The organism is Pseudomonas fluorescens (assembly GCF_902497995.1).
Taxonomy (GTDB): domain Bacteria; phylum Pseudomonadota; class Gammaproteobacteria; order Pseudomonadales; family Pseudomonadaceae; genus Aquipseudomonas; species Aquipseudomonas fluorescens_BK.
The window spans coordinates 39,129-54,174 of the sequence record NZ_CABVII010000003.1 but is presented as its reverse complement, the minus strand read 5'-3'; the positions used below and the strand labels follow the sequence as shown (position 1 = coordinate 54,174).

The 15,046-nt window shown below is 61.7% G+C and carries 11 protein-coding genes; 3 read left to right on the top strand and 8 right to left on the bottom strand.

Translation table 11 applies throughout. The features are described from left to right. Positions 1–50: 50 nt before the first annotated feature. Both sigX and F8N80_RS04085 read left to right on the top strand, forming a co-directional pair. Complete coding sequence (gene sigX, locus F8N80_RS04090; RefSeq protein ID WP_028621383.1) at positions 51–641, top strand: RNA polymerase sigma factor SigX; 591 nt, start codon at positions 51–53, stop codon at positions 639–641. A 107-nt stretch (positions 642–748) separates the two neighbouring features. Beyond that, a complete protein-coding gene (locus F8N80_RS04085) occupies positions 749–1,783 on the top strand; it encodes an OmpA family protein (RefSeq protein ID WP_150783259.1) in 1,035 nt (344 codons plus the stop codon). 87 nt (positions 1,784–1,870) lie between these two features. Here the strand turns inward: F8N80_RS04085 and cobA are convergent, their stop codons facing one another. From cobA to F8N80_RS04045, 8 genes are all read right to left on the bottom strand, one after another. Then, complete coding sequence (gene cobA / locus F8N80_RS04080) at positions 1,871–2,683, bottom strand: uroporphyrinogen-III C-methyltransferase (RefSeq protein WP_150783258.1); 813 nt, start codon at positions 2,681–2,683, stop codon at positions 1,871–1,873. An 11-nt stretch (positions 2,684–2,694) separates the two neighbouring features. Beyond that, positions 2,695–5,412, bottom strand: coding sequence for a nitrate reductase (locus tag F8N80_RS04075; RefSeq protein WP_150783257.1), 2,718 nt, complete (start codon positions 5,410–5,412; stop codon positions 2,695–2,697). After that, entirely contained in the window at positions 5,412–5,729 is a 318-nt protein-coding gene (gene nirD, locus F8N80_RS04070; protein ID WP_064678880.1) for a nitrite reductase small subunit NirD, read from the bottom strand. The genes F8N80_RS04075 and nirD overlap by 1 nt, the downstream gene beginning before the upstream one ends. After that, positions 5,726–8,179 (bottom strand): nitrite reductase large subunit NirB, encoded by a 2,454-nt coding sequence (gene nirB, locus F8N80_RS04065; protein ID WP_150783256.1) that lies wholly within the window; start codon positions 8,177–8,179, stop codon positions 5,726–5,728. Before nirB ends, nirD begins: the two co-directional genes overlap by 4 nt. 424 nt (positions 8,180–8,603) lie before the next feature. Further along, positions 8,604–10,274: a bifunctional protein-serine/threonine kinase/phosphatase gene (locus F8N80_RS04060; protein ID WP_150783255.1), complete on the bottom strand. Its 1,671-nt coding sequence runs from the start codon at positions 10,272–10,274 to the stop codon at positions 8,604–8,606. A gap of 7 nt (positions 10,275–10,281) precedes the next feature. Next, the gene (locus F8N80_RS04055) at positions 10,282–11,493 is read right to left on the bottom strand and encodes a nitrate/nitrite transporter (RefSeq protein ID WP_150745417.1); all 1,212 of its coding nucleotides are present in this window, start codon (positions 11,491–11,493) and stop codon (positions 10,282–10,284) included. 438 nt (positions 11,494–11,931) lie between these two features. Then, positions 11,932–12,507: an ANTAR domain-containing response regulator gene (locus F8N80_RS04050; RefSeq protein WP_150745416.1), complete on the bottom strand. Its 576-nt coding sequence runs from the start codon at positions 12,505–12,507 to the stop codon at positions 11,932–11,934. A 15-nt stretch (positions 12,508–12,522) separates the two neighbouring features. Continuing rightward, positions 12,523–13,734, bottom strand: a complete 1,212-nt coding sequence (locus tag F8N80_RS04045; RefSeq protein ID WP_150783254.1) for a CmpA/NrtA family ABC transporter substrate-binding protein — start codon at positions 13,732–13,734, stop codon at positions 12,523–12,525. Between the two features lie 228 nt (positions 13,735–13,962). Here F8N80_RS04045 and F8N80_RS04040 point away from each other — a divergent pair, with 228 nt between their 5' ends. Continuing rightward, positions 13,963–14,982, top strand: a complete 1,020-nt coding sequence (locus F8N80_RS04040; RefSeq protein WP_150745414.1) for a quinone-dependent dihydroorotate dehydrogenase — start codon at positions 13,963–13,965, stop codon at positions 14,980–14,982. Positions 14,983–15,046 lie beyond the last annotated feature (64 nt).

Genomic DNA, 15,046 nt, shown 5'->3' with positions numbered 1-15,046 from the left:
TGCCCTGAAGGCTGCGGCGGACATTGACCTGACTGTCGGCCCGACTTGTTTTGAATAAAGCTCAATCGCTCTCCACGCGCTACGACCCCCGCGAGCTCTCTGATGAGGAGTTGGTCGCGCGCTCGCATACCGAGCTGTTTCACGTAACGCGCGCCTATGAAGAACTGATGCGGCGTTACCAGCGAACATTATTTAACGTCTGTGCACGGTATCTTGGGAACGATCGCGATGCAGATGATGTCTGTCAGGAAGTGATGCTGAAGGTGTTGTATGGCCTGAAGAACTTCGAGGGCAAATCCAAGTTCAAGACATGGCTTTATAGCATCACGTACAACGAATGCATCACGCAGTATCGGAAAGAAAGGCGAAAGCGTCGCTTGATGGACGCGTTGAGTCTGGACCCCCTCGAGGAAGCGTCTGAAGAGAAGGCGCCGAATCCCGAGGAGAAGGGCGGACTCGATCGCTGGTTGGTGTATGTGAACCCGATCGACCGTGAAATCCTGGTGCTACGATTTGTCGCAGAGCTGGAATTTCAGGAGATCGCAGACATCATGCACATGGGTTTGAGTGCGACAAAAATGCGTTACAAACGTGCTCTAGACAAATTGCGTGAGAAATTTGCAGGCGTTGCTGAAACTTAGTTCAGCGCAAATATCTCTTACGTGTAGGCAAGTTCTGATAGACTTGCCGCCGAGTTGTCCCCCGGTTTGCGGGACTGCTTCACAATCACCAGATGGGGATTTAACGGATGAAACTGAAAAACACCTTGGGCTTGGCCATTGGTTCTTTGATTGCCGCTACTTCGTTCGGCGCACTGGCACAAGGCCAAGGCGCAGTTGAAATCGAAGGCTTCGCAAAAAAAGAGTACTTTGACAGCACTCGCAACTTCAAAAACGACGGCAATCTGTTCGGTGGTTCGGTTGGTTACTTCCTGACCGACGACGTTGAACTGCGTCTGGGCTACGACGAAGTGCACAACGTGCGTTCCGATTCCGGCCAGAACATCAAGGGCGCCAACACCGCTCTGGATGCTCTGTACCACTTCAACAACCCAGGCGACATGCTGCGTCCTTACGTCTCAGCCGGTTTCTCCGACCAGAGTATCGACCAGAACGGTTCGAACGGTCGTGACCGTTCCACCTTCGCCAACGTTGGTGGCGGCGCCAAGCTGTACTTCACCGACAACTTCTACGCCCGTGCCGGCGTTGAAGCTCAGTACAACATCGACCAGGGCAACACCGAGTGGGCTCCTAGCGTCGGTATCGGTGTGAACTTCGGTGGCGGCTCCAAGCCTGCCGCTGCTCCAGTTCCAGCACCGGCTGAAGTCTGCTCCGACAGCGACAACGATGGCGTGTGCGACAACGTCGACAAGTGCCCGGATACCCCAGCCAACGTAACCGTTGACGCTGATGGCTGCCCGGCAGTTGCTGAAGTTGTTCGTGTTGAGCTGGACGTGAAGTTCGACTTCGACAAGTCGGTAGTCAAGCCTAACAGCTACGGCGACATCAAAAACCTCGCTGACTTCATGAAGCAGTACCCATCCACCAGCACCACTGTTGAAGGTCACACTGACTCCGTCGGTCCTGACGCTTACAACCAGAAACTGTCCGAGCGTCGTGCAAACGCCGTCAAGCAAGTTCTGACCAACCAGTACGGTGTTGAATCGTCCCGCGTTCAGTCTGTTGGCTACGGCGAATCCCGCCCAGTTGCCGACAACGCTACTGACGCTGGCCGTGCTGTAAACCGTCGCGTAGAAGCGCAGGTTGAAGCTCAAGCTAAGTAATTAGCTCGCAGCTCTGAGAAAAGCCCGGCTTCGGCCGGGCTTTTCTTTGTCTGCGATTTGAGTTCTGGCGTTACTTGTAGGAGCGAGCTAGCTCTGGGCGGCGTTCCGACGATGGTCGTCAACGATAACGCTGCCAGCCTGACACCCCGCGATGTTCTCAGGTTCATCGCGAGCAAGCTCGCTCCTACTGGGAGAGCATGCTGCCACAGCGCCGATGACCAGAATGGCCGGGCTCTTCAACTCAAAGGCGCAGGCATCTTCCTCCATCGCCGTCAGGTCACTGCGACATTCCCGCTGATGTGGCAGTGAAGCGTTTTCAATCATCGCCACCGGCATATCCGCCGCCATTCCGCCGGCCAGCAGCTGCTCGCGGATCTCGCTCAGCTTCGCCACTCCCATGTAGATCACCAGCGTCGTGCCGCCCTGGGCCAGGGCTTGCCAGTTCAGGCTGCTGCCATCCTGGGTGTGGGCAGTGACCAGCGTCACGCCGCGCGCAACGCCGCGCAGGGTCAACGGGATATCGCATTGCGTCGCACCGGCAAGCCCGGCAGTGATGCCATTGACCAGCTCGGCCTCGACGCCACGTTCACGTAACCACTGTGCCTCTTCACCGCCCCGGCCAAAAATGCACGGATCGCCACCCTTGAGCCGCACCACGCATTTACCCTGGCGGGCATAACGCAGCATCAGGCGATGGATGAACGCCTGGGGCGTGGAGCGACAGCCGCCGCGCTTGCCCACGGGAATGATCCGCGCCTGGGGGCAATGCTCCAGCACCGCGGCATTGACCAGATCATCGATCAGCACCACATCGGCTTCCCGCAGTGCCCGTACCGCCTTCAGGGTCAGCAATTCCGGGTCGCCAGGACCCGCACCCACCAGCCAGACTTTTGCGCTCATAGTGTTTTTCCTCACGAGACAACGGCGATCGGCTGCGCAGTGGCGGCCAGCAAACGCTTGATTTCCGGGACACAGGAGCCGCATTGCGTGCCGCAGCCCAATTCTTGTTTCAGACCCTGCAAGTCCAGGCCTCGACCGATGCCGGCACAGACCGCGCCTTGGCTGACGTTCATGCAGTTGCACAGGGTTTTGCTACCCGCGGTCGAGGCATTGGCCTGGCCTGGTGCTGCGCTCAGGGGCGCGAGCAACCAGCGCCGCAGTTGTTCGTCGGCGCGACCTTCCAGCCACAGGGTCTGCAGCCAGTGCTGGGCGAGGGTTTCGCCGGCCAGGCGAATCGCGGTGATCCGGCCGTTCTCGATCCGCACCCGTTTGCCGATGGAGCGCCGAGGATCGTCGTAGGCCAATACCGGGCCGTCGTTGAGGCCCAGGCATTGATCGATCTCACGCAACAACTGCGGGTCTGGCGCGACGGCGCTGGCAGCGCGTATGAGCAGCGCCGGGCGTTCACGGCCAGCGATGCTCAGGCTGACGTAGGAAAACGCCTCACAGAGCGGTCGTAGCGTCTCAAAATGCTGTTGAACATTGCCCTCGATGAGGGCGAACAGCTGCCACGGCAGGCTCACAGGTTCAAGGCGCACGCCGCTGTGCTTGAGTTCCGGTTGTTTCGACAAGGGATCGAACGCCGGTTGGGTCAGCGCATTCACGCCGCCCTTGAGGAAACGGTCGCCCCAATGCATCGGCAGAAACGCCTGGCCGGGCCGCACACTGTCATCGCTGTCGACGGGCACGATCACCGCGCCCCGGCGACTTTTCAGGCTGATCAGGTCTCCCGGTTGCAGGCGATGGCGGCGCAGTTCGTCCGGGTGCAGGCTCAACACGGCTTCGCTGACGTGACCGAACAGCTGGGCGGCGGTGCCGGTGCGGCTCATGCCGTGCCATTGATCGCGCAGACGGCCGGTGATCAGGGTCAGCGGGAAACGCGCGTCGCGTTGTTCCTTGGCGGCGCGATATGGATCGGCGACAAACTGCGCGCGTCCGCTGGCGGTCGGGAAAACGCCGTCCAGGTACAACCGCGCCGTGCCTTCGCTGGCGCCCTCGGGGAAGGGCCATTGCTGTGGGCCGAGACGGTCGATCAGCGCATGGCTGATGCCTGACAGGTCCAGGTCGCGGCCGCGAGTCAGTTGCTTGTACTCGTCGAAAATCTGCGCCGGTGTTTCAAACGCAAACAGACTGGCAAGCCCTGGACGCAGATGTTTTTCCAGGCGTTGTGCGAAATCCACGGTGATCGCCCAGTCGGAACGGGTCTCACCGGGTGCGACGATCGCCTGCCGGACGTGGGAAATACGCCGCTCGGAATTGGTCACAGTGCCCTCTTTTTCACCCCAGCTGGCGGCAGGCAGCAGCAGGTCGGCGAACGCGGCGGTCTCGGTGGTGCGGAAGGCTTCCTGCAGGACCACGAATGGACAGGCTTGCAGTGCCGCGCGCACGGCGCTCTGATCCGGCATGGATTGCGCGGGGTTGGTGCAGGCGATCCACAGCGCCTTGACCTTGCCGCTACGCACCTGTTCGAACAGTTCGATGGCGGTCAGGCCGGTGGTTTGCGGGAGTTGCTCGACACCCCAGTAAGCCGCCACTTGCGCGCGATGCTCGGCATTGCCGGCTTCGCGATGACCTGGCAGCAGGTTCGACAGGCTGCCGGTTTCCCGGCCGCCCATGGCATTGGGCTGACCGGTCAGCGAGAAGGGGCCGGCGCCGGGGCGGCCGATTTGCCCGGTGGCCAGGTGCAGATTGATCAGTGCGCTGTTCTTGGCGCTGCCGGCGGTGGACTGGTTCAGCCCCATGCACCACAGCGACAGGAAACTCGGCGAAGTCCCGACCCATTCGGCACATTGCTGCAGTTGCTCAACGCTGATCCCGCACAGCTGCGAGACCATTTGCGGCGTGTAATCACGCACCAGGTTCTTCAACTCGGCCAAGCCTTGGGTGTGCGCCTTGATGAAATCGCGGTCGATCCAGTCTTCCCACAGCAAAAGGTGCAAAATCCCATGGAACAAGGCGACGTCGGTACCCGGAAGAATCGCCAGGTGCAGGTCAGCCAGGTCGCAGGTGTCGGTACGACGGGGGTCGATGACGATGACTTTCATCTGCGGCCGGCGGGATTTGGCTTCTTCCAGGCGCCGAAACAGCACCGGATGCGCGTAGGCCATGTTGCTGCCGACGATCATCACGCAGTCGCTCAATTCCAGGTCTTCGTAGCTGCAGGGCGGAGCGTCGGCACCCAGGCTGCGCTTGTAGCCAACCACCGCCGAAGACATGCACAACCGTGAATTGCTATCGATGTTGTTGGTGCCCACCAGCGCGCGCGCCAGCTTGTTGAAGCTGTAGTAATCCTCGGTCAGCAATTGCCCGGAAATGTAGAACGCCACGCTGTCAGGGCCGTGTTCGGCAATGGTTTGGGCGAAGACGCTGGCGGCGTGATCGAGGGCGGTGTCCCAATCCGTGCGGCTGCGGGCCAGGCCTTTGCCGAGGCGCAGTTCGGGGTACAACGCCCGAGCCGCCACGTCGCCGGTCAGGTGCAGGGTCGAGCCCTTGCTGCACAACTTGCCGAAGTTGGCCGGATGGGCCGGATCGCCGCTGACGCCGAGGATGCGCTCGCCGTCATGCTCGATCAGTACGCCGCAGCCGACGCCGCAGTAGCAGCAGGTGGAAGCGGTGATCTGATGGTTCATTAGCTTGCTTCCCGCAGGGACAGCAGCACCCGGCCATTTTCGACCCGGGCCGCATGGTGGTGAGCGCAACCGATGTCCGGCGCCTGGGCTTCGCCGGTTTCCAGATCGATCTGCCAGTTGTGCAGCGGGCAGGCGACGCGTTTGCCATAGATCAAGCCTTGGGACAGCGGACCGCCCTTGTGCGGGCAGCGGTCGTCGAGGGCGAACACTTCATCGTCGCTGGTACGAAAAATCGCGATGTCGCCTTTCGGGCCGGCGATGATCCGCGAACCCAGGGCATTGATTTCTTCCAGTGCGCAGATATCGAGCCAGGTCATGCCAGCACCTCCAGGTTCTTCACGGTGATGACGTCAAACTCTTTCTTCAGCAGTGGTTGCTCCAGGCGTTCCTTCCATGGGTCCTGTTCGAACGACAGGGAGAATTGCAGGCGCGCATTGAGTGCCTTGCGCCGCTCCGGGTCTTCCAGCACGGCTTTCTTGATGTGTTCCATGCCGACCCGTTGCAGGTAATGCACGGTGCGTTCGAGGTAGAAGGCTTCTTCGCGGTAGAGCTGCAGGAAGGCGCCGTTGTACTCGCGCACTTCTTCGGCGGTCTTGAGCTTGACGAAGAACTCGGCGACTTCGGTTTTGATCCCGCCGTTGCCGCCGATGTACATCTCCCAACCGGAATCCACGCCGATAATTCCGACGTCCTTGATGCCTGCTTCCGAGCAATTGCGTGGGCAACCGGAGACAGCCAGCTTCACCTTGTGCGGTGACCACATGTTGAACAGGTCATGCTCCAGCTCGATCCCCAGTTGCGTCGAGTTCTGGGTGCCGAAGCGGCAGAACTCGCTGCCGACGCAGGTTTTCACGGTGCGGATGGATTTGCCGTAGGCGTGGCCGGACGGCATGTCGAGATCCTTCCAGACCCCCGGCAGGTCCTGCTTCTTGATCCCCAGCAAGTCGATGCGCTGGCCACCGGTGACCTTGACCATCGGTACGTTGTACTTGTCGGCCACGTCGGCGATGCGCCGCAGTTCCGAGGGGTTGGTCACGCCGCCCCACATCCGCGGGACCACAGAGTAAGTGCCGTCTTTCTGAATGTTGGCGTGAGCCCGTTCGTTGATCAGGCGCGATTGCGGATCGTCCTTGGCTTCGCCCGGCCACGTGGAAATCAGGTAGTAGTTGAGCGCCGGACGGCAGGTGGCGCAGCCGTTCGGGGTGCGCCAGTTCAGGTAGCTCAGGGTGCCGGCAATGGTCAGCAAATGCTGCTCGCGGATGGCCTGCCGGATTTGCCCGTGATTGAGGTCGCTGCAGCCGCAGATGGCTTTTTCGCTTTTTGGTTTGACGTCGGCGGCGCCGCCCACGGTGTTGATCAGGATCTGTTCCACCAGGCCGGCGCAGGAGCCGCAGGAGCTGGCGGCCTTGGTGTGCTTCTTGACGTCGTCGACGCTGAACAGGCCATGCTCCTGAATCGCCTTGACGATGGTGCCTTTGCATACGCCGTTGCAACCGCAGACTTCGGCAGTGTCGGCCATGCTCATGGCTTTATCCTGGCCCTGATGTCCTACGTCGCCGAGTGCGTTTTCACCGAACATCAGGTGATCACGGATCTCTCCGATGGCGTGGTTCTCACGGATTTGCCGGAAATACCAACCGCCATCTGCCGTATCGCCGTACAGGCAGGCGCCGACCAGCACGTCATCCTTGATCACCAGCTTTTTGTAGACCCCGCCGATCGGGTCGGAGAGGGTGATGGTCTCGGTGCCTTCGCCGCCCATGAAGTCGCCGGCGGAAAACAGGTCGATGCCGGTGACTTTCAATTTGGTCGAGGTCACCGAACCCTTGTAAGTGGCAAAGCCCAGCTGGGCCAGGTGGTTGGCGCAGACCTTGGCCTGTTCGAACAGCGGCGCCACCAGGCCGTAGGCGGTGCCACGGTGGCTGGCGCATTCGCCGATGGCGTAGACCCGCGGGTCGTAGGTTTGCATCGTGTCGTTGACCAGGATCCCGCGGTTGCAGGGGATGCCGGCTTTTTCCGCCAGTTCGGTGCTCGGGCGTATGCCGGCGGCCATCACCACCAGGTCGGCGGGGATAATGTCGCCGTTCTTGAACTCGACCGAGCCGACCCGGCCATTGCCGGCGTCGTGCAGGGCCTGGGTCTGTTCCCGCAGGCGAAAGTGCAGGCCGCGACCTTCAAGGGCAGTTTGCAGCAGTTCGCCGCTGGTCTTGTCCAGTTGCCGTTCCAGCAGCCATTCGCCGATGTGCACCACGGTGACGTGCATGCCGCGCAGCATCAGGCCGTTCGCCGCTTCCAGGCCGAGCAGGCCGCCGCCGATGACCACGGCGTGCTTGTGGGTCTTGGCGGTGTCGATCATCACCTGGGTGTCGGCAATGTCGCGGTAGCCGATCACGCCCTGCAAGGTATTGCCGGGGATCGGCAGGATGAACGGAGTCGAGCCGGTGGCGATCAGCAGGCGGTCGTATTCAGCCTCGGTGCCGTCTTCGGCGATGACCCGGCGCTTGACCCGGTCGATCTCCACCACTTTACGGTTGAGCAGCAGCTTGATGTTGTTTTCCAGGTACCAGTCCAGGTCGTTGAGCACGATCTCTTCGAACGTCTGTTCGCCGGCCAGTACCGGCGACAGCAGGATGCGGTTGTAGTTGGTGTGGGGTTCGGCGCCGAAGACCGTGATGTCGTACAGCTCGTTGCTCAGCTTGAGCAGTTCTTCCAGGGTACGAACCCCGGCCATGCCGTTGCCGATCATCACCAGTTTTAGTTTTTTCATCAGGTTCTCCGGGGAGCTCAGACCCGCCTCATCAGGGCTTTCAGGTCTTGCTCGACAAATTTTGCGCAAACAAAAAAAGGCATCCCGCCAGTTGCCTGGCGAGGACGCCTTTGTCCTTGTCCCGTTCTCTCGGGCAGCGCACCCTTCGTCGTTGAAGGTTGGGCTTTATGTCAGTTGAGAGAGGTAATGCAGTGGTTGTGCCAAGTTGTCAGGGGGTGGGATTTATTGGCTCTAATGGAGGTTTTGAACCAAATGATTCGATTTTTTGCACCGAATCGAAGCGCGTTGCCCGTTAATGGAGCGTAAGGCGAACACGTGCGGTGTTTTGCAGTCCGTCTTCGCGAGCAAGCCCGCTCCCACAGGGATATGAACGCCATAGATCACCTGTGGGAGCGGGCTTGCTCGCGAAGGGCGCGACTGGATCTTAGCCATGAAATACCAATATCAGCAGCACCAGATTCACCAGCAACGACACCAATGCCAAGGTGCGCCAGACCTTCAACGGCTCACGTTCCAGCAAGGGCCTGGGCCGCACGCTCAAGCTGCTCCGCTCGCCCTGTTCCAATAGCAGCAACCATTCTTCCGCCGTTTCAAAGCGCTGATCCGGATCCGCCGCAATGGCGCGCTCCAGGCTTTGTGCGATCCATTCCGGCAGGTCGGGCCGGTAGCGACTGGCACTGACCGGCACGCCAAATCGCGGTCGCTGGAACGCTTCGATTTCGCCGTAGGGATAGTGCCCGGTGAGCAGGAAATACAAGGTCACGCCGACCGCATACAGATCCTGTTGCGGAGTCGGAGCGCCTCCGCCAAAGGCTTCCGGCGCGATGTAGCAGGGGGTCCCGGGCAGGGTAGAGGGCTGATCTTCGGACAGGCCGGGGCAGTAGGCGAGGCCGAAGTCCAGCAGGCGCAACTCACTGTCGTCCCCCAGCAGCAGGTTCTCCGGTTTGATATCGCGATGCAGAATCTGTCGTCGGTGCAGCATGCCCACCGCCCGCAGCAGGCGTTCGGCCAGATCCCGCCATTGGGCCAACGGCAGCGGTCCGACGTTCTCCTGCAGTTGCGCCAGGGTCGACCCCGAATATTCACGCATCACGTAGTACAAATGCTGACGCTGGCTGGCGGCGTGGACTTCAGGGAAATGCCGTCCGGCGACGCGTTTGAGAAACCATTCCTCCGACAGCAACGCTTGCCCCGCCAGGTGGTCATCGCGCAACGCGCCGGGCAAGGTTTTCAATAGCCAGGGCTGTTGTTGCCCGTCGCGAACCCGATAGAGCAGCGATTGCTGGCTCTGACCGAGTATCCCTTCGACCTGCCAGCCCTCGAAGGTCTGGCCCGGTTTCAGCGCCGGCGGCAGCGGCCATTGCTGCAAATGAATCAATGCGTCGCCGATGCTGGTTTCACCCAAGGCATCGACCCGCACCAGCAAGGCGCTGGCATTGTCCTGACTGCCGGCCAGATGCGCGGCGTTGACCAGGGTCTGCGCGGCGCTGTCCAGATCGGGCTGATCGCGCAGGATCGCCGCAATAGCGGTATCACCCAGTACGGCCCAGATCCCATCGCTGAGCAGCACGAAGCTCTCGTTGACGCGCAATTCGCCATCGAGAAAATCCAGTACCAGGTGCTGATCCAGCCCCAGCGCCCGTTTGAGTACATGCTGCATGCCCGGCTGGTCCCAGACATGATCCTCGCTCACCCGTTGCAAAGCGTTGGCGTGCCAGCGATATACCCGGCAATCGCCGACATGGGCCAGGGTGAAGCGCCTGCCACGCATGACCAGAGCGCTGACCGTGGTGAGCAAGGGTTGCCCTCCACCGTTGGCCTGCAACCAGCGATTTTGTGCCAGCAACAGGCGATCCAGCGCCTGGGCGACACCCCAGGTTTCCGGGGTGGCGTAGTAGTCCAGCGCCAGGGCCTGCAAGGTCGAGCGGGCGGCCAGGCCACCATCGGCGCACTGGCTGACGCCGTCGGCGATGGCGAACAGATAACCTTTGCTCGCCGCCAGCGCCGGGGGCGGAGTGACCAGGCGCAGGGCGTCCTGATTCTCCTCGCGAGGGCCGATGGCGCTCGCTTCGGCGAAACTCAATTGCAGGCTCATTCAGCCCTCACACCCGTGCAGCGGTGACGGCAGCCGAACCCCAGGTGGTTCTCCAGCGACGTTTCACACCGTGCAGGCCGAACCAGGCAAGGACCCCAAGGCTGGCGAACAACCACAGCGCCAGTTGATAACTGCCGGTACTTTGCTTGATCGCACCCATGCCGGCCGCCAGCGCGAAGCCACCGATACCGCCGGCCATGCCGATCAAACCGGTCATCACGCCGATCTCCCGACGAAAGCGCTGCGGAACCAACTGGAATACCGCGCCGTTGCCCGCACCCAGACCGAGCATGGTGCACACGAAAAGGGCCAATGCCGCGTAGGAACTTGGCAGATTGAAGCCCACTGCCGCAATGCAGGTCGCTGCCACGGTGTACATCACCAGCAGTGTGCGGATCCCGCCGAAACGGTCGGCCAGGGCGCCGCCCAACGGACGCATCAGGCTGCCACCGAACACACAGGCCGCGGTGTAATAACCGGCGGTCACCGGGCTCAGGCCGTATTGGTCGTTGAAGTAGCCGGGCAGGGCGCTGGCCAGGCCGATGAAGCCGCCGAAGGTCACGCTGTAGAAAAACATGAACCACCAGCTGTCGCGGTCGCCCAAGGCCTTGAAATAATCGGACACGGACTTGGCTTTCGGCCGTTCAGGGGCGTTTTTGGCCAGCCAGGCAAAGGTGATGATAGTCAGGATCAGCGGGATCAGGGCGAAGCCGAACACGTTGCTCCAGCCAAACGAGGCGGCCAGGACGGGTGCGATCAGGGCCGCGAGCACAGTGCCCGAGTTGCCGGCGCCGGCGATGCCCATGGCTTTGCCTTGATGCTGCGGCGGGTACCACTGCGACGCCAGCGGCAGCGCTACGGCGAAGGACGCACCGGCCATGCCGAGGAACAGGCCCAGCAGCAGCGCTTGTTCATAACTGTGAATCCCGTGTTTCCAGGCGACGAACAGGGCGCAGATGACGATCACCTGGCCGATCAGCCCGGCGGTCTTGGGCGACAGGCGGTCAGCCAGCAGGCCCATCACAAAGCGCAGGAGGGCCCCGGCCAGAATCGGCGTGGCGACCACCAGCCCGCGTTGCTGGGTGGTCAGTTGCAGGTCGGCGGCGATCTGCACCGCCAGCGGGCCGAGCAGGTACCAGACCATGAAGCTCAGGTCGAAATAAAGAAAGGCCGCGAACAGTGTCGGGGTATGGCCGGATTTCCAGAAGCTTGAATTCATCGCGCACCTCAGCTGTTAGTCGTCTCGAGAAGGAGTCATGAGCTTGCAAGTGGGGCGCCGCATTCGGCCGCACCACCGGCCCCGGGCTATGGGGCCAAAACAAAAAAACGCCGCCACCCGATTCGCCAGGAGCGAAGGGGGTGAGCGACGTCTTTGTCGTAGGTGGGGCAACCGCCGTTGGTTACCTGTGGTAATTACCTAGCGAGATCTGTGCCAACAGGTGAAACCGAGTCGCCGCCATTCGCGAGCAAGCCCGCTCCCACAGGGGAGTTGTGTCGTACACAAATCAGCTGTGGGAGCGGGCTTGCTCGCGAAGGCGCCTTGACAGGCGTCACAGGCTTCAGCCAAGCAATTCCCACAGGGTAATTGCGTCGTACACAAATCAACTGTAGGAGCGAGGCTTGCCCGCGAAGGCGCCCCCACAGGCAATGCAGGGCTTCAGCCCAGCAACTCACTCATGGCAATGATCTGCTCCGCCACCTGAATCAGCTTCTGCTGACGGCTCATGGCCTGGCGGCGCATCAGGGTGTAGGCCTGTTCCTCGTTGCAATCCTTCATCTTCATCAGCAGCCCCTTGGCCAGCTCGATGCGCTTGCGCTCGGCCAGTTGCTGGTCCCGGGCCTGCAGCTGCGCACGCAAGGCCTGGTCACTTTCGAAGCGCGCCATGGCCACATCGAGAATCGGCTGCAAGCGTTGCGCGTGTATGCCTTCGACGATGTAGGCACTGACCCCGGACTTGATCGCCTGGCGCATCACGTCAGGGTCATGCTCGTCGGTAAACATCACGATCGGCCGCGGCTGGTCGCGGCTCACCAGCACCACTTGCTCCATGACATCGCGGCTCGGTGACTCGGTATCGATCAGGATCACGTCCGGACGCACCGTTTCGACGCGCGCGGGCAAGTCGATGGTCAGGCCGGATTCGTCGATCACCTCGAACCCGGCTTCGGTCAGGGCCGCTTTCAGGCGACCGACTTTCTTCGCGGTGTCGTTGATCAGCAGGATTCGCAGCATAGTTGCAGTCTCCTGTCAGCGGCTGGCGAAAAGGGGTGAGCTGTCGCTCATGGCATGCAGCTTGAAACTGCGGGCATAGCCGGCAGGGTCCGAACCGTCCCAGACCTTGCCGTCGATCAACTGGCTGCTGCGCATCGCATGACTCCCGGCGGCGACACCGACTGCGGTGGCGGCCTCTCGGTACAAGTCTAGTTGCTGCACCTGCCGGGCCACGGCGAGGTAGTCCGGATCGTCGCGCAACAGACCCCAGCGGCGGAACTGGGTCATGAACCACATGCCATCGGACAAATAAGGCAAGTTGACCTCGCCAGCGCCATGCAGGCGCAGTGCGTGCGGGTCCTGCCAGTGATTTCCGAGGCCATCGGCATAGTCGCCGAGCAAGCGCGGTTCGATGCAGTCGAGTGGCGCGTCGAGGTATTGCGCAGCGCTGAGCAGTTGGGCGGTGCTGCGGCGATTCTCGGTGCTGGCTTCGATGAAGCGGCTGGCCTCCAGAACCGCCATCACCAGCGCCCGGGCGGTGTTGGGGTATTGCTCGACGAAGGTGCGGGTGCAGCCGAGGACTTTTTCCGGGTGATCGGGCCAGAGGGTCTGGGTGGTCGCCATGGTAAAACCGAGATTGTGCTTCACCGCACTGGCGGACCAGGGTTCGCCGACGCAAAAACCATCGATGCGTCCCGCTTGCAGGTGCGCGACCATTTGCGGCGGCGGCACCACTACGCTGTCGACGTCGTGCAACGGATGGATGCCTTGGCTGGCCAGCCAGTAATACAGCCACATGGCGTGGGTGCCGGTTGGAAACGTTTGGGCAAAGGTCAGTTTTGGGCGACTTTGGTGCACATGCCGCTCCAGTGCTTCAGGACTGGTCACGCCCAAGGCCTGCAAGCCATGGGACAGGTTGATGCTCTGGCCGTTCTGGTTCAGGCCCATCAACACGGCCATGTCGGTCGCCGCCACGCCGCCTATCCCTAAGTGAACCGCATAAATCAAGCCGTACAGGCTGTGAGCGGCGTCGAGTTCACCGCTGACCAGTTTGTCCCGCAGATTGGCCCACGACGACTGGCGCTTGAGGTTCAGGGTCAGGCCGTAGGGCTGGGCGAAACCCTGGGTGGCCGCGACTACCACCGATGCGCAGTCGCTCAGGGCCATGAAGCCGAGGTTGATTTCGGTCTTTTCCGGGGCATCGCTGCCGTGGACCCAGGCCAGGGGGGTGGCTGGAATTTCAATCATGGGTAAACACCTTCCATAAAAAAGCGCCGTACCGGCTTTGCCCGAGCAAGGCCAGATGACGACGCCTTTGTCTTTCGACCCATCCCGCCGTTGGCATGGGTGCTGATGGCAGTGACGGTGCAAGGCATATGCCAGTGACGGCTGTTTTTGTTGCGTGCCTCGCCTGCACCCCCGATGCCCGGCTATAATCGCTGCCTCATTTCGCCGCCAATCGAGTCAAAGCCGCCCATGTACACCCTGGCCCGTCAGCTGTTGTTCCAACTTTCCCCGGAAACCTCCCACGATCTGTCCCTGGACCTGATCGGCGCGGGCGGGCGTTTGGGCCTCAACGGCTTGCTGTGCAAGGCGCCGGCGAAAATGCCGGTGACCGTCATGGGCCTGGACTTCCCGAATCCGGTGGGGCTGGCAGCCGGTCTCGACAAAAACGGCGCGGCCATCGACGGTTTTGCCCAACTGGGTTTTGGCTTTGTCGAAATAGGCACCATTACCCCGCGTCCGCAACCGGGCAACCCGAAGCCACGGATTTTCCGTCTGCCGGAAGCCGAGGCGATCATCAACCGCATGGGTTTCAACAACCTCGGCGTCGATCACCTGTTGGCCCGCGTTGCAGCGGCCAAGTACAAGGGCGTGCTGGGGATCAATATCGGCAAGAACTTCGATACCCCGGTCGAGCGTGCGGTCGACGATTACCTGATCTGCCTGGACAAGGTCTACGCTCACGCCAGCTACATCACGGTCAACGTCAGCTCGCCGAACACCCCGGGCCTGCGCAGCCTGCAGTTCGGCGACTCGCTCAAGCAGTTGCTGGCCGACCTGGCCACGCGTCGGGCGGAACTGGCTTTGCGCCACGGTAAGCACGTCCCGTTGGCGATCAAGATCGCGCCGGACATGACCGATGAAGAAACCGTTCAGGTCGCGCAAGCATTGATCGAAACCGGGATGGACGCGGTCATCGCCACCAACACCACCCTGAGCCGTGTCGGCGTCGAAGGCATGGAGTTCGGTGACGAGGCGGGCGGCCTGTCCGGCGCACCGGTTCGCGACAAAAGCACCCACACGGTGACAGTGCTGGCGGCGGAACTGGCCGGTCGTTTGCCGATCATCGCCGTGGGCGGCATCACCGAAGGCAAGCACGCGGCCGAGAAAATCGCGGCGGGGGCGAGCCTGGTGCAGCTTTATTCCGGCTTCATCTATAAGGGCCCGGCGCTGATTCGTGAGTCCGTCGACGCAATAGCAGCCTTGCGCTGAACCTTTGTAGGAGCCGGCTTGCTGGCGAAGGTGCCTGTAGGAGCGAGGCTTGCCCGCGAACCAG

What these genes read in the sequence shown, in the direction of transcription:
- F8N80_RS04085 (WP_150783259.1), top strand. Translation starts at nt 749, where the DNA reads ATGAAACTGAAAAACACCTTGGGCTTGGCCATTGGTTCTTTGATTGCC.
- F8N80_RS04060 (WP_150783255.1), bottom strand. Translation starts at nt 10,274, where the DNA reads ATGAGCCTGCAATTGAGTTTCGCCGAAGCGAGCGCCATCGGCCCTCGC.
- F8N80_RS04050 (WP_150745416.1), bottom strand. Translation starts at nt 12,507, where the DNA reads ATGCTGCGAATCCTGCTGATCAACGACACCGCGAAGAAAGTCGGTCGC.
- F8N80_RS04055 (WP_150745417.1), bottom strand. Translation starts at nt 11,493, where the DNA reads ATGAATTCAAGCTTCTGGAAATCCGGCCATACCCCGACACTGTTCGCG.
- cobA (WP_150783258.1), bottom strand. Translation starts at nt 2,683, where the DNA reads ATGAGCGCAAAAGTCTGGCTGGTGGGTGCGGGTCCTGGCGACCCGGAA.
- F8N80_RS04045 (WP_150783254.1), bottom strand. Translation starts at nt 13,734, where the DNA reads ATGATTGAAATTCCAGCCACCCCCCTGGCCTGGGTCCACGGCAGCGAT.
- F8N80_RS04040 (WP_150745414.1), top strand. Translation starts at nt 13,963, where the DNA reads ATGTACACCCTGGCCCGTCAGCTGTTGTTCCAACTTTCCCCGGAAACC.
- nirB (WP_150783256.1), bottom strand. Translation starts at nt 8,179, where the DNA reads ATGAAAAAACTAAAACTGGTGATGATCGGCAACGGCATGGCCGGGGTT.
- F8N80_RS04075 (WP_150783257.1), bottom strand. Translation starts at nt 5,412, where the DNA reads ATGAACCATCAGATCACCGCTTCCACCTGCTGCTACTGCGGCGTCGGC.
- nirD (WP_064678880.1), bottom strand. Translation starts at nt 5,729, where the DNA reads ATGACCTGGCTCGATATCTGCGCACTGGAAGAAATCAATGCCCTGGGT.